The sequence below is a fragment of the Crassaminicella thermophila genome (genome assembly GCF_008152325.1).
GTDB lineage: Bacteria > Bacillota > Clostridia > Peptostreptococcales > Thermotaleaceae > Crassaminicella_A > Crassaminicella_A thermophila.
In genome coordinates, this window is sequence record NZ_CP042243.1 from 2,859,000 (window position 1) to 2,876,411 (window position 17,412).

At 32.5% G+C, this 17,412-nt stretch carries 22 protein-coding genes, 1 pseudogene and 1 other annotated feature; of the genes and pseudogenes, 1 reads left to right on the top strand and 22 read right to left on the bottom strand.

What is annotated here, in order from left to right; translation table 11 throughout:
• Window positions 1-21 precede the first annotated feature (21 nt).
• Window positions 22-828, top strand: coding sequence for an ATP-dependent sacrificial sulfur transferase LarE (larE, locus tag FQB35_RS14405; RefSeq protein ID WP_148810539.1), 807 nt, complete (start codon window positions 22-24; stop codon window positions 826-828).
• A 17-nt stretch (window positions 829-845) separates the two neighbouring features.
• On the opposite strand, the pseudogene larC reads toward larE, so the two are convergent.
• The 22 genes and pseudogenes from larC to FQB35_RS14510 all read right to left on the bottom strand — a co-directional run bounded on the left by larC (window position 846) and on the right by FQB35_RS14510 (window position 17,401).
• Window positions 846-1,993 (bottom strand): annotated as a pseudogene (gene larC / locus FQB35_RS14410) (nickel pincer cofactor biosynthesis protein LarC).
• Between the two features lie 67 nt (window positions 1,994-2,060).
• On the bottom strand, window positions 2,061-2,834 hold the full coding sequence (larB, locus tag FQB35_RS14415) for a nickel pincer cofactor biosynthesis protein LarB (protein WP_231701913.1): 774 nt from the start codon (window positions 2,832-2,834) through the stop codon (window positions 2,061-2,063).
• A 22-nt stretch (window positions 2,835-2,856) separates the two neighbouring features.
• Entirely contained in the window at window positions 2,857-3,570 is a 714-nt protein-coding gene (locus FQB35_RS14420) for an energy-coupling factor ABC transporter ATP-binding protein (protein ID WP_231701814.1), read from the bottom strand.
• 1 nt (window position 3,571) lies between these two features.
• Entirely contained in the window at window positions 3,572-4,342 is a 771-nt protein-coding gene (gene cbiQ, locus FQB35_RS14425; protein ID WP_148810541.1) for a cobalt ECF transporter T component CbiQ, read from the bottom strand.
• Window positions 4,339-4,968, bottom strand: a complete 630-nt coding sequence (gene cbiM / locus FQB35_RS14430) for a cobalt transporter CbiM (protein WP_148810542.1) — start codon at window positions 4,966-4,968, stop codon at window positions 4,339-4,341. Before cbiM ends, cbiQ begins: the two co-directional genes overlap by 4 nt.
• Window positions 4,968-5,402 carry a carboxypeptidase regulatory-like domain-containing protein gene (locus FQB35_RS14435; RefSeq protein WP_148810543.1) on the bottom strand — a complete coding sequence of 145 codons (435 nt, stop codon included), beginning with the start codon at window positions 5,400-5,402 and terminating at the stop codon, window positions 4,968-4,970. The genes cbiM and FQB35_RS14435 overlap by 1 nt, the downstream gene beginning before the upstream one ends.
• 17 nt (window positions 5,403-5,419) lie before the next feature.
• Window positions 5,420-6,217 carry a DUF4382 domain-containing protein gene (locus FQB35_RS14440; RefSeq protein ID WP_148810544.1) on the bottom strand — a complete coding sequence of 266 codons (798 nt, stop codon included), beginning with the start codon at window positions 6,215-6,217 and terminating at the stop codon, window positions 5,420-5,422.
• Window positions 6,218-6,287: 70 nt separating this feature from the next.
• Window positions 6,288-6,698, bottom strand: a complete 411-nt coding sequence (locus FQB35_RS14445; protein WP_148810545.1) for a DUF3842 family protein — start codon at window positions 6,696-6,698, stop codon at window positions 6,288-6,290.
• Window positions 6,699-6,797: 99 nt separating this feature from the next.
• Window positions 6,798-7,829, bottom strand: a complete 1,032-nt coding sequence (locus tag FQB35_RS14450) for a 3D domain-containing protein (protein ID WP_148810546.1) — start codon at window positions 7,827-7,829, stop codon at window positions 6,798-6,800.
• Between the two features lie 392 nt (window positions 7,830-8,221).
• Window positions 8,222-8,686: a coiled-coil domain-containing protein gene (locus FQB35_RS14455; protein ID WP_148810547.1), complete on the bottom strand. Its 465-nt coding sequence runs from the start codon at window positions 8,684-8,686 to the stop codon at window positions 8,222-8,224.
• A gap of 448 nt (window positions 8,687-9,134) precedes the next feature.
• The gene (locus tag FQB35_RS14460; protein ID WP_148810548.1) at window positions 9,135-9,902 is read right to left on the bottom strand and encodes a TatD family hydrolase; all 768 of its coding nucleotides are present in this window, start codon (window positions 9,900-9,902) and stop codon (window positions 9,135-9,137) included.
• Between the two features lie 13 nt (window positions 9,903-9,915).
• Window positions 9,916-11,841, bottom strand: a complete 1,926-nt coding sequence (gene metG, locus FQB35_RS14465; RefSeq protein ID WP_148810549.1) for a methionine--tRNA ligase — start codon at window positions 11,839-11,841, stop codon at window positions 9,916-9,918.
• The gene (locus tag FQB35_RS14470; protein WP_148810550.1) at window positions 11,828-12,127 is read right to left on the bottom strand and encodes a hypothetical protein; all 300 of its coding nucleotides are present in this window, start codon (window positions 12,125-12,127) and stop codon (window positions 11,828-11,830) included. Before FQB35_RS14470 ends, metG begins: the two co-directional genes overlap by 14 nt.
• A gap of 42 nt (window positions 12,128-12,169) precedes the next feature.
• Window positions 12,170-12,413 (bottom strand) — a binding site (T-box leader).
• A 442-nt stretch (window positions 12,414-12,855) separates the two neighbouring features.
• Entirely contained in the window at window positions 12,856-13,053 is a 198-nt protein-coding gene (locus tag FQB35_RS14475; protein WP_148810551.1) for a hypothetical protein, read from the bottom strand.
• Between the two features lie 236 nt (window positions 13,054-13,289).
• Complete coding sequence (locus FQB35_RS14480; RefSeq protein ID WP_148810552.1) at window positions 13,290-13,595, bottom strand: nucleotidyltransferase family protein; 306 nt, start codon at window positions 13,593-13,595, stop codon at window positions 13,290-13,292.
• Window positions 13,596-13,611: 16 nt separating this feature from the next.
• Window positions 13,612-13,980, bottom strand: a complete 369-nt coding sequence (locus tag FQB35_RS14485; protein WP_148810553.1) for a nucleotidyltransferase substrate binding protein — start codon at window positions 13,978-13,980, stop codon at window positions 13,612-13,614.
• Between the two features lie 27 nt (window positions 13,981-14,007).
• Window positions 14,008-14,487: a VanZ family protein gene (locus FQB35_RS14490; protein WP_148810554.1), complete on the bottom strand. Its 480-nt coding sequence runs from the start codon at window positions 14,485-14,487 to the stop codon at window positions 14,008-14,010.
• A 49-nt stretch (window positions 14,488-14,536) separates the two neighbouring features.
• Entirely contained in the window at window positions 14,537-14,683 is a 147-nt protein-coding gene (locus FQB35_RS16340; protein ID WP_231701815.1) for a hypothetical protein, read from the bottom strand.
• Between the two features lie 12 nt (window positions 14,684-14,695).
• Complete coding sequence (locus tag FQB35_RS16345) at window positions 14,696-14,872, bottom strand: hypothetical protein (protein ID WP_231701816.1); 177 nt, start codon at window positions 14,870-14,872, stop codon at window positions 14,696-14,698.
• 118 nt (window positions 14,873-14,990) lie between these two features.
• Window positions 14,991-15,521 (bottom strand): spore maturation protein, encoded by a 531-nt coding sequence (locus tag FQB35_RS14500; protein WP_148810555.1) that lies wholly within the window; start codon window positions 15,519-15,521, stop codon window positions 14,991-14,993.
• A 1-nt stretch (window position 15,522) separates the two neighbouring features.
• Window positions 15,523-16,098 (bottom strand): nucleoside recognition domain-containing protein, encoded by a 576-nt coding sequence (locus tag FQB35_RS14505; RefSeq protein ID WP_148810556.1) that lies wholly within the window; start codon window positions 16,096-16,098, stop codon window positions 15,523-15,525.
• A gap of 127 nt (window positions 16,099-16,225) precedes the next feature.
• The gene (locus FQB35_RS14510; protein ID WP_148810557.1) at window positions 16,226-17,401 is read right to left on the bottom strand and encodes a quaternary amine ABC transporter ATP-binding protein; all 1,176 of its coding nucleotides are present in this window, start codon (window positions 17,399-17,401) and stop codon (window positions 16,226-16,228) included.
• Between the last annotated feature and the right edge of the window lie 11 nt (window positions 17,402-17,412).

A 17,412-nucleotide genomic window follows, 5' to 3' on the forward strand; every position in this document is an offset into this window, starting at 1 on the left:
ACATATAATGGAGAGATAATAATGAATTTACAACAAAAATATACAAACCTTAAAAACATAATAAAAAACTTTAAAAAAGTAGCTATCGCCTTTTCAGGTGGTGTAGACTCTACTTTCTTAGCAAAAGTATGCAAAGATACATTAGATGAAAATGCCATTGCCATAACAATACACGCAGCCATCCATTCAAACCGAGAAATCGAAGAAGCAAAAGCATTAGCCAAAAAAATAGGGATAAAGCATATCTTACTTGAAAAAGATGTTTTAGAACTTAATGCTTTTAAACAAAATCCTAACAATAGATGCTATCTTTGCAAAAAAGAAATTTTCACACAAATAAAAGAGATTGCAAAAAATAACGGTATAGATTATGTTTTAGATGGCTCTAACCTAGATGACTTAGGAGACTACAGACCAGGACTTAAAGCTTTAGAAGAATTAGATATTAAAAGTCCTTTAAAAGAAGCAAAGCTTAAAAAAGAAGAAATCCGCATTCTTTCTAAGCAGCTAAATCTTCCTACATGGCAAAAACCTGCTTTTGCCTGCTTAGCTACCCGTTTTCCTTATGGTGAAATGATTACAAAAGAAAAGCTTAAAAAAGTAGAACAAGCAGAAAATTATTTGATGGATTTAGGTTTTAAGCAGTTTCGTGTTCGCTATCATGAAAATATGGCTAGAATTGAAGTAGACCCAGAAGAAAGAGTAAAATTCTTTGATATTTCCTTTATGGATCAAGTTTCTGAAAAATTTAAAAGCTTTGGCTTTAAATATGTAAGCTTAGACCTTCAAGGATATAAAATGGGAAGCATGAATGCAACAATAAAATAAGGCTGCTAAAAGCTGCCTTATTTTATTTCAAAATATTCTTTTGCACAAAAAAGTATCTCCTCATATACATCCTTTAAAGGTACTTTAAATTCTTTTGCAATCCTTTCACATTCATCATACTCAGGAGAATACTTAAGTACTTCCCCATCCTTTAAAGCAACCTTTACTGTAGCCTTTCCAAATGAAGTTTTTATTTTTATAAATTCTCTATCTAATATACTTCTTTCAACCTTATATTTTCGTACTCCTAAGGTTGTTGTTTCTTTCAATAATATATCTTCAAATTCCTTCACCATATCATCATAACACAATATGCTTATCTTAACTCCAGGCCTATTTTTCTTCATTATAATATGAGTCAGATAAACATCTAATGCTCCTTTTTCAAAAAGCATAGGGATCATATAAGAATAGAATTCAGGATTCATATCATCTATGTTACTTTCTAGAATAATCAATGTTTCTTTACTTTTTTTTTACCAATAATTACACGCAATACATTAGCAATATCTAAATCTCTCTTTCCTAAACCATAACCTATCTTTTCTACTACCATTTCTGGAATAGGAATAAAATCCTTTGCTAATGCTTTTATAATTGCAGCTCCTGTAGGCGTAACAAGCTCACTCCTTATACCTGTAGCATAAATAGGAATCCCCTTTAAAATCTCCATTGTAGCAGGAGCCGGTACAGGAATTTTTCCATGGGCACATTTTACAAATCCAGTTCCTGTATGTATATAAGATGCATAAATCTCATCTACTTTTAATAAATCAATGCATATAGCAGTACCAATAATATCTACAATTGAATCCACTGCACCAACTTCATGAAAATGTACTTCATCAATACTTTTATCATGAATCTTTGCTTCTGCCTCAGCTACATATCCAAATATTTTTTTGCTAAGGCTTTTAACATTTTCATTCAATTCACTTTTCTCGATTATTTTTTCAATATCATTAAGATTTCGATGCACATGATGATGGTGTCCATCTTCATGAGAGTGGTCATGTTCTAACAAAACACAAAAGTCGGTCCCTGTAATACCATTTTTTTGACCTTTCTTTATCTCAATAGAGTAACCATCTATTTTAATTTTTTCTAGTTCTTTTAAAAATACATCTTTATCTACCCCTAAATCAAGTAATGCCCCTATAGTCATATCACCACTGATTCCTGATAAACAATCAAAATATAATATTCTTTCCACTGTTCTCCCCCATTCATAATTAATAATTATTTAGAGCTAACTCAATCTGTCTATTTATAGTACTTGCCAAATAGCCTGCCCCAAAGCCATTATCAATATTTACAACACCTACTCCACTTGCACAACTATTTAACATGGCAAGGAGTGCTGCCAATCCATTAAAATTTGCTCCATATCCAACACTAGTAGGCACTGCTATTACAGGCTTATCAACTAATCCACCTACCACACTTGCAAGAGCTCCTTCCATACCTGCCACAGTAATAATTACATTAGCCTCAAGTAATCTATGTTTATTGGATAATAATCTATGAATTCCTGCAACCCCTACATCATATAGTCTTTCCACACTGTTTCCTAAAACTTCTGCAGTAATTGCTGCTTCCTCTGCAACAGGAATATCTGAAGTACCGCCTGTTGCTACAAGAATCTTACTTTTTGATTTTTTGATTTCTTTCTTTTTTATAAAAACTATTTTTGCCAAATCATAATAAATTATATCATCTGTTAAATCTTTCAGTCCTTCATATACTTCCTTGCTTGCTCTTGTAGCTAATATATTATTATCCTTTTTTAGCATACTTTCAACAATGCCTTTTATATGCTCAATAGATTTTCCTTCACAATATATAACCTCTGGATACCCATTCCTTAAACTCCTATGGTGATCAACCTTTGCATAGCCGATATCCTCAAATGGAAGATCTCTTAAATAATCCATAGCCACATCTATATCAATATTGCCCTCTTTTACAGATTCTAAAATACTTCGAATATCTTTCTCCAAATCAATATAACCCCTTCCTATAATACCTTTACCTTAAAGAATAAGGCACTTCTAATGAATGCTTCTCCATTAAAACCTTATTGCTCAAAATATCTTTTGGGGCTCCATCTGCTACAATACACCCTTTATCAAATATAATAACTCTATTGCATACCTCTAATACAAACTCTAAATCATGAGATGCAACTATTAAAGCCTTCTCCTTTGATTTCTTTAAAAAATCAATCAATTTTCTTCTATGGTACATATCTAAATTTGAAGTAGGCTCATCATATATAACAAAATCAGATCCCATAGCCAAAATACCTGCAATAGAAACCAATCTTTTTTCTCCTCCAGACAGTTGGTGGATAAGTCTATCTTTCAAATATGAAATCTCTAGTATTTTTAATGCATCTTCTACCCTATTTCTTACCATATCCTCAGACAATCCCATATTCCTTGGCCCAAATGCAATATCATCCCATACAGATGGATGAAATAATTGATCATCTGTATTTTGAAATACCATTCCAAGCTGTGGATAAAATCTTTTATGCAAAACTTTTTCCCCAAACAAATACACATTTCCATAGTTAGGCTTCTCTACTCCAGCCATGAGGAAAAAGAGGGTTGTTTTTCCTGCCCCATTTGGACCAACAATTCCCAATCTATCCCCTTCATAAATTTTTAGTGAAAGCTCTTTAATGACAGGATCTTTTTTGTCATATGAAAAAGTAACTTGATTCATTTCTACAACCATCTTATCCTCCCAAAACATCTAAATAAACCTGCAAGAGAATCATCCCTACAGCCAAAAATACGAAAATACCTAAAAGTATCTTATCTTGCTTACTCACTAAAGAAACCTTCTTAATCATCTGATTTTCTCCATATCCTCTAAGTATCATAGCATTATAAATTCGATCTGCCTGTCCATAGCTTCTTACAAAAACTGCCCCAACCAAGGAACTAAGCTTTCCAATGTCCTTAATTCTTTTCCCCTTAAAGCCTCTTAAGCTCATTGCCCTTTGCATTTTCTCCAAATTACTTCCTACTTCGAATATATAACGGTACGTAAACAAAAACATATCTGTCAAAATAACAGGAAGTCCTAATTCCCCCATTCCTTTTACAATGTCTACATAAGAAGTAGTTGCAAATAGTATGTTCGCTAAAGTCAAAATGCATAAGGCTCTTGTAGTCAGCAAAACACTATTAATAAAGCCCATATATGTAATGTTTAAAAAACCTATATGAAAAAGGATATCCCCTTTTGAAAAAAATAAATAAATCAAGTCCATAATCAAAATAAACAGACTCGGTATTCTCCATCTTCTGACTAAAAAATAAAAAGGAACTTTCGAAATAATCCACAAAATAGCTGATAAAACAATCATTAAAGGAACAAGCTTTATATTTTTTATAAAAGAAAAAGAAAAAATCAAGGCTATAAATCCTATTATTTTTAACCGCACATCCCATGTATGCAGTAAGGTAGAACCTCTAAAATCCTCTTCTAAAAACAACTTCATTCATTCTCCTTTAAAAGCTCAGGCTTTACTTTCTTTATATAACGAATTACTAAAACCGTAAAAACACCTTCTATCAACATAAGTGGCATATGAGCTGTAACAGATGCATAAATAGCCATCTTTTCAGCAGCAGCATCAATCTCTGCAGGAATAGAATAAATAATAGTCAAAAAAAACAACAATACCGCAAAACCAGTACCAATAACTCCTGTAATAAATGCTAAAAAATCATTCTTTAAATATTTCTTACCATTCCTATAAATAAAGCTTGACACAACAGCTGGTATTCCTATAATCACAGCATTAACCCCTAATGTTGTAAGCCCTCCATGCTGAAACATAACTGCTTGAAAAAACAGAGAAACTACAACACTTAAAAATGCATATTCCCCAAGCAAAATCCCTAACAAACCTGTAAGTAACAAATGAACACTCGTAGGAGGTATAGGAATATGAATCAAAGAAGCTACAAAAAATGCTGCTGTTGTCAAAGAAGCCTTTGGAATATCCTCTTTAGGATCTTCTTTCATTTGAATCTTTTTTATATAGTATCCAGTAGTAATCCCTGTTATGCCATAACCTACAGCACAAACAGAAACTGGCAACATCCCATCTGGTATGTGCATTATTTCTTCCTCCTTGAAAAATATAATCCTGTTCCAACAAATCCCCATACAACACAAGCAGCCATTATACCTTTCTGAATCGGTGTATATCCCATTTGCCCTGATTCAACAACTTCTTCTCCAATAGGAATATAAATAGAACCACCATGTCCAGCTTTTCGAATCTGTATAGTCCACGTTCCCTTCTTCTGTAAATCTGCAACAAAAGTATATTTTCCTTCCTTATCACAAAAATCCTTTTTCCAAGGATGTTTTAAATCATCAGGTGCATAAATAATCACCTGAGCATCAGACATAGGCGTTCCATCATCATACTTTGCAACAATTTCATATTGCATATTTGCCTCATATGTGATTTTTGCTCCATGAGCAAAAACCACAGTAAAGTGCAATAAAAATAATCCTATAATCAATAAGACAACTTTTCTATTCATTCTATTCACCCCTATTCTTAAAGCTCTTTCGCATGTGCATGGCCTTCTCCTACATGTCCAAGAGTTGGTAAAATATTCATAAGTTTTTCAAAATCTTCTTTAGAAAATTTTTCTTTAAGATCATTTATATCTACATCTAATTTACCATTCTTTGCAATGTTTGAAAAAGGTTCAAATCCTAATGCATAAACATTTAGCCCATCCTCTAGGGGTGTATCAAAATCTCCAAACATATGATCGAAATGGAAAGTCATTTCCAAATCAGCTTCCTGCCCTTTATCTACAATTCCTTTTCTTTCATCTCCAATATATTCTCCAGCAAGATACTCATATTCTTTATCTAATTTTATACGAAAATCTATATTTTTTCCATCCTTTTGGGCTTTACCTACTAATGTTAAAACAGTATCCTTATTTTCTCCATCTGCTGCCTTTACCATTTTCCAACTCAGTGCATTATAGTGCCCTACAGGTGCTTCTACCTTTCCTACAAATACAGGAGTATCTCCCTCTGCCAAATCAACAGTTTTTATACCATCTAACGAAACCATAACATCTGCTTTTATTTCTTTTTCACTTTCTGCATCGTAAGGTGGATTTGTCTGATAAGCCTTTATATCTGCAAGAGTAATATAAACATGATCAAATGTTAAATGCCATCCATCCTTTGATACAAATCCTTCTCTTACAAAATCTTCTCCATTTGCAACAAAAATTAACTGTCCCTCTTCTGCTGTCTTTTTGCTTGCACCACAGCCTGTCATCATTGTAATAATTAATGCAAAAATCAATACCATTAAAAAATATTTTTTCATATTTTCTCCTCCTTTTAATATTTTTCACAAAAATAACCATGAAGTCTATCAATATAGAAACCTTCATGGTTTAATCCTTAACCTTATTAAGTTCATCAACAATAAACATAATCATATCACTAAGCTTAAAATCCATTGTACCTACAATATGTACATTGCACCTATTAAGAGGTAGTAATATTTTTCTAGCACAACTGTTTGCAATGGCTTCTGCCACAGAAGGGGTAATTTCTCCCATCATTGCATTTGCCACAATAATTGCTATAGGCCCAATGATTACATCTACTTTCTGGCTCATAACCTTTATGGCATTCTCCCCTGTTGCTCCAGCATGGGCACCACCTTTGATCATATTAGAGGTTGCAAGGGAATTCGTTCCCAAAGCGATGATTTCTATATCACCCTCAAAATTTACTCTAACCTTCTCAATTATGGATTTGCCCAGACCTCCGCCTTGTCCGTCAATTACAGCAATCTTCATTATCTACCCCCTTTACATAATATTGCATTTTCACATCATTATACCATATTTATAAAAAATTTTGTAGATACAAATCAAGACAGGAAAATCCTGTCTTGATTATTCTAAAATATAAACCATTACCTTTCTTTTTCCATATTTTGCTACATCATTCGGGCTCTCAAAATACAAATCAATCCTATTTCCTTTTATAGCCCCACCTGTATCCTCTGCACTAGCAAATCCATAATCCTTTGACCCATCAAGAGCTTCTATATACAGCTTAGTTCCTAGAGGAATCACTCTTGGATCTACTGCTACAACCCCTGGTCTTACCTTTGTACCACTTCTAGTGATACCATAATAAGGATCTCCTGGGTGTTTTCCAGTACTTGCAAAAGTAGCATCATAAGCTGTTGCCGTCATCTTGATAGCTTTCTTTACTCTTATATTTCCCCTAGAAGTAGCAACATACAAAGCTGTTCCTTTTTCAACTATTTCCTTCTGAGGACTCACAATAACTTTTTCTTCTATTAATTCTTTAGATACTTCCTTTCCATCTTCATACACAACCTTATACTTTGCTTCTCTTTCTCCATTTTTTCCTTGTTGAATCAGATTAACCTTTCCTTTATCTAATTTGTCACTATATTGAATGACACTTTCAAAGGGAATAATTTCTTTCTTAGAAACAATCTCTTCATCTACTTTTACAACTGTTATAGTTTCATATTTTTCTACCTTTTCATCTAATCCTGGCATCACTTTATCATCATCATCAACTATAATAGAATATTCATCTAATATGTCTTTTACCTTTTCATTAGCTGTCAGTACTTCTTCTAATTTTCCTTCTAGCTGGATATTTACTGGGTGAGCTCTTTCAATGGCAATAACCATGCCATCCTTTACCTTGCTTTTTAATGGGATAGATACCTTATCATGTTCATTAAGTGTTATATTTCCTTTCTTAATTGCATCTGCTACATCTCCTAATCTTACACAAACCTTTACTTTCTTTTCTCCATCTTTAATAATGACCTCTTTTTTCATCCCATAGCTCACAGAAAAAATTCCTATCAGCAAAACAATCCCTAGAATCATCAAATTTCTTTTTGTAAAAAATTTGACGTTCCTACTCTCTGTTTCCATGTCTTTTACCCTCCTTTTTTAAACATAGGAAACACTGCTTATTAATGTGGTCCTTGTAAATTCTTACAGACACCACCAAAATTATCCTTAAAATGGAATATTTTGTTTTTGTCTAGAACAATCTATAGTATTCTACACAAAAAATCTTCGTGAGTCAAATTTTTGCTTATTATTTCCATATTATTTCCACGATTTAATATTCTATACATTTACAACCTTCGTCATATTTCCCGGGAAATTTTTAAAAATTTATAAAAGGCCTTTAATCCCCCTCACAATTTTATATTATATGCTCCTCATTTCCACTTATGCATACTTTTTATTTGTATCAGGAAATAATTCCCATAATAAAAGCTTCAATTTCTATTTTTAGAAATTGAAGCTTTTATCTTTCACTTTACTTCCCTAAGATTTCTTTTTAGCTCAATAATACTATTATCATTATGCAATACCTTCATAGTAAGATTATTAACATCTACTTGAAGATTTTCTATTTTTTCATCCATTTTATCTAGCTTGTCATGAATTACTTCTCTATTATCATATAATCCTCTAATCTTATCCGTAATTTCATTTTCTATTTTTAGCTCTAGTCCTTTTATATCTTCTTTTAATTCTTTTCTTGTGTCCCTTAATTCCTGTTTAAGATCCTTTACTTCTTCTCTTGTATCCTTTAATTCTTGTTTAAGGTCCTTTACTTCTTCTCTTGTATCCTTTAATTCTTGTCTAATCTCTTTTATATCTTCTTTTAATTCTTCTTTTGTATTTTTTAAATCATTAGCTATATTGTCAATCTTTCCCGTTAAGTCTGTATACATAGTTTCTAGGAGATTTAATATTTTTCCCTCATTATTCATAGGCTTCATCCTTTCCGTTACAAAAAACTTCAAAAGTTATCTAAAGTAAACGTTCTTTTTATATTTCATTTTATCATTTTTTTACTATAAAAAAAAGTATAGGACAACACACACTATCCTACACTCAAGACTGTAGACAAAATAAAATTAAAGATAAACAATATCGATATTAAAAAAAGAAATATAAAAAGATAAATGAACGTTCTTTTTATATTTCTTCTTAAAATTGTTTATATATATTATGAATTTAAAAATAAAAGCGAATAATTACAAAGCTTTAGTAAAGAAAACTTGATGAAGAATTTCAGAAAAATCCGTAGGCTTAGCATGGACGCTAAGCCAGCATCCTACAAGACAGGATGTCTTGATTAGGTGCGTTAGGATTTTTCTAAATTATGAATCTTAGTTTTATCTAAAGCTTTGTTTATGAGCGTTATTTTAAAATTCATTATTTTATCCCAAAAAACCTCTTAGCATTTTCCGTTGTTTGATAAGCCACTTCTTCAAAAGATATACCCTTTATCTGTGCAATCTTTTCTGCCACATACTTTACATAAGCCATTTCATTTCTCTTTCCTCTAAAAGGAACAGGAGTTAAATAAGGTGAATCTGTTTCAATAAATAAATACTCTAAAGGAATTTTTTCCACAACCTCTACCGTTTTTCTTGCATTTTTAAAAGTAATAGGTCCTGCAATAGAAATATATGCACCCAAATTGATATATTGTCTTGCAAGCTCTGCACTTCCAGAAAAACAATGAAGCACTACTCCTGTATCAAAAGCTTTTTCTTCCTTTAAAATTCGCATAACATCATCATTTGCTTCCCTATCATGAATAATAATTGGAAGCTTTACTTCCTTTGCCAAAGCAATCTGCTTTCTAAAAACTTCTCTTTGAACATCCCTCGGAGAATGATCATAATGAAAATCTAGTCCTATTTCTCCAATAGCTACAACCTTAGGCTTTTTAGCAAGTCCCTTTAAAAGAGCTAAGGTCATATCATCCACATCCTTTGCATCATGAGGATGCACACCTACTGCTGCATAAACCATATCATACTCATTAGCTAGCTCTACAGCTTTTACAGAAGTCTCAAAATCTGCTCCTGGATTTAAAATATAAGATATTCCATTCTCTATTGCATTTTCTAAAACTTGATTCCGATCCTTATCAAATCTTTTATCATCCAAATGTGCATGAGAATCAAACAACACAACATTTCCCCCTTTAGCTTACTACTGCTCCATCTTCAATATCTGCTGTAACCAAAGTTAATTTTTCTCCATCTGCTGCAGCTAAAATCATTCCTCTTGATTCTTCTCCTCTAAGCTTAATTGGTTTTAGGTTTGTTACAACAATAACCTTTCTTCCTACTAATTCATCTGGCTTATAATATTTTGCAATACCAGATACAATTTGTCTTACCTCATCACCAATCTTTACTTGAGATACCAACAGCTTATCAGCCTTTGGATGCTTTTTACACTCTACAATCTGACCTACCTTTAAATCAACCTTATCAAAATCATCAATTGTAATTTCAGGCTTTTGTACAACTTCTTTCTTTTTCGGTTCCTCTTTCTTATTAGAAGCTGCTAAGCTTTCTAATTCCTTTGCCACATCTATTCTTGGGAATAGGGCTTCTGTTTTGTTTACCTTAACCCCACTTGGAAGCTTACCAAATTCAAAAGTATCTTCCCAAGAAGTTCCCTGACCATGATCAATACCTAACTGCACCCATATCTTTTTAGAAGTCGTATGCATAAATGGAAGAATCAATATAGATATGATTCTAATAGAATCTGCTAAATTATAAAGTATAGTATCTAATCTATCCTTATTAGCATCATCCTTTGCTAAAATCCATGGCGTTGTTTCATCAATATATTTATTAGTTCTTCTTACAAGCTTCCAGATTTCTTCTAATGCATTGCTAAAATCTAATGCATTCATTCTTTCCTCAACCTTTGCAGAAACACTTGTTGCAATATTTTTTAAATCTTCATCAAATTCTCCTAAAACCTTAGCAGCTGGAATAATTCCTCCGTTGTACTTATCAATCATCGCAACCGTTCTACTTACTAAGTTTCCTAAATCATTAGCTAAATCTGAGTTTATTCTGTTTAATAATACTTCATTTGTAAATACGCCATCTTGACCAAAAGAATATTCTCTAAGCAAGAAATATTTAAGTGCATCTACACCATATCTTTCTACTAATACAACAGGATCTACAACATTTCCTTTTGACTTTGACATTTTTCCTCCCTCAAGAAGAATCCATCCATGTCCAAATACCTTCTTAGGAAGAGGAATATCAAGAGCCATTAACATTGCTGGCCAAATAATAGTATGGAATCTTACAATCTCTTTTCCTACAAGGTGAATATCTGCAGGCCAATACTTTTTATATTTTCCATCTACCTCTTCTGGATATCCTAATGCTGTAATATAGTTTGATAATGCATCTAACCAAACATATATTACATGCTTTTCATCAAGAGGAACCTTAATCCCCCAGTCAAAGCTTGTTCTAGAAATACATAAATCCTCAAGCCCAGGCTTTATGAAGTTATTAATCATTTCATTTCTTCTAGATGCAGGCTCTAAGAATTCAGGATGTTCTTCAAATAGCTGTAACAATCTATCTTGATATTTTGATAACTTAAAAAAGTAAGCTTCTTCTTTTGTCAATTCTACTGGTCTACCACAGTCAGGACATTTTCCATCAACTATTTGTGTTTCTGTCCAAAAGGCTTCACAAGGCGTACAATACCATCCTTCATATTCTCCTTTGTAAATATCACCTTTTTCATAAAGCTTTTTAAAAATCTCCTGTACCCTTCTTTTATGATCCTCATCTGTAGTCCTTATAAAGTGATCATAAGAAATCTCCATAGTCTCCCAAAGCTTTTTGATTCCTTCAACAATTCCATCAATATAAGCCTTTGGCTCCATTCCCTTCTCTTGAGCTACTCTTTGTAGCTTTTGTCCATGCTCATCTGTACCTGTTAAAAACATAACATCATATCCTGTAAGTCTTTTAAATCTTGCCATAGCATCAGCTGCTACAGTCGTATAAGTATGTCCAATATGAAGATTAGAACTTGGATAATAAATAGGTGTTGTAATATAAAAACTACCTTTGCTCATAACTTCTTTTCCTCCTCTTTCTCTTTTTTCGCTTAATTTCATTTTTGCATTTTTTCCACTCTACTATACCGCAAAAAACCATAAAACAATGGCCTACAAAGGTGATGCCTAACTTGTTATACGCTTCTGTCTTTATGTACTTTATAACAATAATTGAAAAAGCCTCTGGGTCAAATAAAATAACTGTAAGGGCTACAACAATATAAATTATTGAAATAAATATAAATCCAATCAAATATCCATAAATAAACCTTAAAAGAAGCCCCATTTGTTTCCCAAGCGACAATTACATCACCTCTCTTTAAATCAAAAAAACCCCATCCCTATCTAAAGGGACGAGGTTGTTCTCGCGTTACCACCCTAATTTATCCTTGTTTCACAACAAAGACCTCTATAAGTGACTAGGATCACCTTGCAGCATTAACGGACGCAACTCCGGCATAACCTAAAGCTAATTCTCTCAGCCATGCAGTTTAGGGACCATCTTCAGTATATTCCTTCGTACCAGCTCTCATCTTCCCTGGCTCTCTGTAACGCTATCATATACCTACTCTTCCCATCATTACTTTTTAGATATAAATTTAGTATATATACTAATTTATAAAAATATACACCTATTGTCAAGATTTTCTGTAATCTTATGCACAAAAATAGACAGACTGTTTTGTAGCCTGTCCAATTATCACTTTATAATAAGAGTAGCTAAAATTCCTAGCAAAGGAATTTCTAAAAATGCACTAGTCAGTATAAGTGCTTCTTTTTCTTTAAATACCAGCTGATTTCCTGCTATAGTCTGATCTTTTGCTTTTTTCTCTCTTCCTCTGACAAAGCCATATATTCATTTTTTGCCTCTTTAATCAATCCATTAAGCTTCCCTTCAAACTCCACTCTTAAAGCTTCAAACTGAGCTGTATAATTTGCTACAATCTCATCCTCCAATATGACAGGGGACGGTTTCCTGTCATATAGCTTCTACTTTATTAATTGTAAATTTTTCTTTAATTTAAATAAATCTTATTCTGTTTGCTGTTCTTTATGCTTAATAAAATCCATATCATCAGACATTTTCTCTATTTTCATATTAATTTCTGTTATATCTTCTGTTATTTTAGCTGTATGTTTATAAACAGAATCTAATTTCTTCTCTATTCTGTTTTGCCCTTCTTTAAGTTCTTTTAATTCACTCAATATTTGTTTTAGTATTTCATCCATATTAACAACTCCAACTTCACAATATAAAATTTATTTTCTACATATATCCATAGCTAATACGAATAACGAGCGATCTCTTGTCATATTTTAGCATAGACATTTGTATAACTTAAAACTAAGCAACTAACTTGCTTAATTCTTGCATTTGCTATTTTAATTATAGCATAATTATAAGTATATAAAAAAAATATGTGACAAGGAACCGTTTCTTGTCACATATGTAGCCTCACCTTCTTTTATTTTTCAAAAATAACCTTTCCTACTCTATCAATATGCTCCTTTAACTCTTTATGTCTCAAATGCGTATAATCAACTATATCAAAAAAATATGGTAATGGCCCCTCTTCTTCTAACATTGAATGAAGGGCCGATAATGTATCAAAGGTTATATTCTCTCCGTAAATAGCTATATCAACATCTGAACCAGGTTTGTAATTCCCCTTTGCTCTTGATCCAAATATTACAGCTCTTTCTATCTCATTAAATTTTTTTATAATATCAACAATATAATCTAAATCAGAGGCTCTTAATCCGAAATTCATAGTAATTCACCCATCTTTAAGCAAAGTTCCTGAATAATTTTATAATATTTTTTCTTATAAGCTCTTCTGCTTCCATTGCTCTTTCTTCATCATAAGTACGTGCCATTAGATTTCTTTTCTCTAAAGCATCAATCCATGCATGTCCATCACTAATAAGCTGTATCTGAAAAGCTGTTTGTATTGTTTTTCTAGGACTTTTTACATCAAAACCCTCTTGTTCTAGATAATCTTTCATAGTTTTCCAAGCTAACTCGAAAGTATATTCAAAACATTGTATCAAACCTTGAACTTCAAACTTATTCAAACTATCTTTTTCTATAAATTCTGTCAACTGTTTAGCCGCTTTTTTGAAATTCGAAAATCTCTGTTTCCACCTAATATCCATAAAAATCTTCCCTTTCAAAATTAATCTTCAACTTGTAGAATGCATGAAAAAGAATCGTCCCTTGTCATATATCCAAATCCCTACAAAAGCTCCAAAACTATCAATAAATACATCCGTGATCTGAGCACCCCTACCAGGTACAAAAACTTGATGTACTTCATCACTTGCAGCATAAAGCATACAAAACACAAGTGAAAATAAAAATCCTCTCCATCCAATCACTCCACTTTGCCTAAACCCATTCATCACCAATATTCCTAGTACAAAATATAAAGTAAAATGGGCATATTTTCGTACTAAATGATTAAAATGTTCTACCAAATCTGTAGTCGTACTAGTTTCACCAGCTAGAGGAACGACCTTCCCTACATTTTCTATAATCACTTTCGTAACCTTCTTACTAAGTCCATCTGACTGTACTGCTGGTTGAGATGACAAATAAAATATAAGGACAAGCCACAAAAACACAGCCGTCCATGAAAAAATGATAATCTTATTCTTATTCATATCCAATCCTCACATATTAATAATATGATAAGGAACCGTCCCTATCATACTACTTTTCCTGTTTTAGTCTCGCAATATCTGTCCAATTATTTGCTGTAGCTTCTTCAACTCTATACATATCTTTCTTAATTACTTCTATATCTCCTTTTATATGTGCTATATCATTTTGCATCTTATCATTTTCTGCTTTATTCACCTGAGCCGAATACTATAAAGCTTTAACAATTTCATATGTTTCATCAATTTTACTTTTCATGGTTGCCATTTCAGCTTTCATACCTGTTATTTCAGTTTTTATACCTGTTATTTCAGTTTTTATACCTGTTATTTCAGTTTTTATAGGCTCTAATTCTTCTTTAAGCATTTCTCTAATTGCTAATAACAATTCCTTTTCAATAGCTTTATCACCTCAGTATCATTATAACATAGATATTTGTATAACTTAAGATCTAGTCTCTAACATTGTGACAAAGAACCGTCCCTTGTCACATTTGTCACATTTTTCAAAACATAAATTTGCAGATCAATACAGAAGCAATGACTGCTGCCAAATGAGAAAGCAATGCTGCAAGTAAAGTATGTCTACCCATTTTTATGCCTACTGCACCAAAGTATATAGCCATGGTATAAAATATAGTCTCTGCTGAACCCATCATGGTAGATGCCACTCTTCCTATAAATGAATCAGGTCCGTATGTATGAATCAAATCCTTTACAATCCCTAATGCACCGCTTCCTGATACAGGTCTCATTATAGCTAAAGGGAGTACTTCTCTTGGTATGCCGAAAAAGTTAGTTATAGGAGATATTATTTTGGTAAATAGATTAAGCGCCCCTGAATCTTTGAATATTCCAATGGCTAAGAATATTGCAATCAAATAGGGCATGATCCTTACAGCTGTTTTAAAGCCTTCTCCTGCCCCTTCTACAAAAGCTTCATATATATTTATTTTTTTAATCATCCCGTATACCAAAATTATAGTAATCATAATAGGAATTATCATAATGGATAAGAAATTTAATATTTTTACCATATTAATATTTCCTTTCTAGTATTTTACAAGCTATAATACCTACCACTGTTGAAACTGTGGTTGCAACTAATGAGGTGCCAATAATCTCTGTTGGGTTCACACTCCCTGCATCTGCTCTAATTTTTAAAACTGATAATGGAATTAGCTGAATAGATGACATGTTTATTACCAAAAACATACACATAGCATTTGTTGCTCTTGTCTTTACTGGATTTATGCTTTGTAGCTGCTCCATGGCCTTAAGGCCTAATGCTGTTGCAGAATTTCCTGCCCCAAACATATTTGCAACCATATTCATTACCATACTACTAATAGCTGGATGATTCTTTGGAATTTGAGGAAATAATAGTCTTATAAAAGGACTCATTATTTTTCCTATCCTTTTTATTAGCCCTGATTTTTCTGCTACATTCATAAGACCTAGCCAAACAGCCATAATCCCTGTAAGCCCTATAGCAAACCCCACTGCTTCTTGAGTATTTTTTATAACAACATCATTTATAATCTGGATATTGTTTGTAGCTATGGCAACAAGCATCCCAATAATAATCATAAAAAACCATATCTTATTTATCATACTCTCCTCTCCCTACATATCTATGGAATGAACCTTCTTTTTATTTTTCATATCTTTTAAAATTATATGCCTGATATAAATAAAAAATTAGAGGCATATTAAAAATACACCTCTAATTTTTATCCTCTTATGAAACTAACCCTGAAAGAACAGATGTACGAACAATAATCCCCTGAAGCTTCTCTGTTTCATCTACAACAGCAATAGGATATTTTGCTTCTATTGCCATTGGGATTAAATCTTGTACATAAGTCTCAGGATTCGTCTTAAAGAAATCCTGCTGTATGATATCATTGAGAGTTTTCTTTTCTTGTATTGCTTTTATTGTATCATCTATTGTGATTATTCCTTGTAGTTTTCTTTCTTTGTTTACTACAAATAAGCTAGAAATCCCATGGGTCTGCATCTGCTTTACTGCAACCTTTAGTCCATCTTTGTTGGATAATAAAGGAGATGGCATAAACATAACATGCTTTGCCTGCATAATCTTTGAACGGTCAATATCTTGAATAAAATTTTCGATGTATTCATTTGCTGGATTTGATAATATCTCTTCTGGTGTACCGATCTGCTCTACTTTTCCATCCTTCATTACTGCTACACGATCTCCTAGCTTAAATGCTTCATTTACATCATGAGTAATAAATATAATAGTCTTATTCAACTTTGCTTGAATATCTAAAAGCTCAAGCTGCATATCTCTACGAATCAATGGATCTAGTGCACTAAAAGGCTCATCCATCAAAAGAATATCTGGATTATTTGCAAGGGCTCGAGCAAGTCCTACCCTTTGGCGCATACCTCCACTTAGTTCGTGGGGCATTTTATCTCCCCATCCGTCTAACCCAACCGTTTTAAGGGTTTCATTTGCAATATTTAATCTTTCTTCTTTTGACATTCCTTTTACTTCAAGACCATAAGCTACATTTTCAATGACTGTTCGATGGCTAAATAATCCAAAGTGTTGAAATACCATTGCGATTTTGTCTTGCCTGAATGCTCGTAATTCCTTTTTATTAAATTTTACAATATCTTTTCCTTCAAATAAAATCTTTCCAGCTGTAGGTTTGTTAAGTAAGTTCAAGCAACGGATCAAAGTAGATTTTCCACTGCCTGATAATCCCATGATTACAAAGATTTCTCCTTCATTTACTTCAAAGGATACATTATTTACTCCTACTGCATGACCTGTTTTTTCTAAAATCTCTTCTTTTGACATGCCCTTTTTTAATTTTTTTAATACCCCTTTGGGATTACGTCCAAATATCTTAGTTAAATTTTCAACCTTTATTTTTACTGACATTCTATACGCCT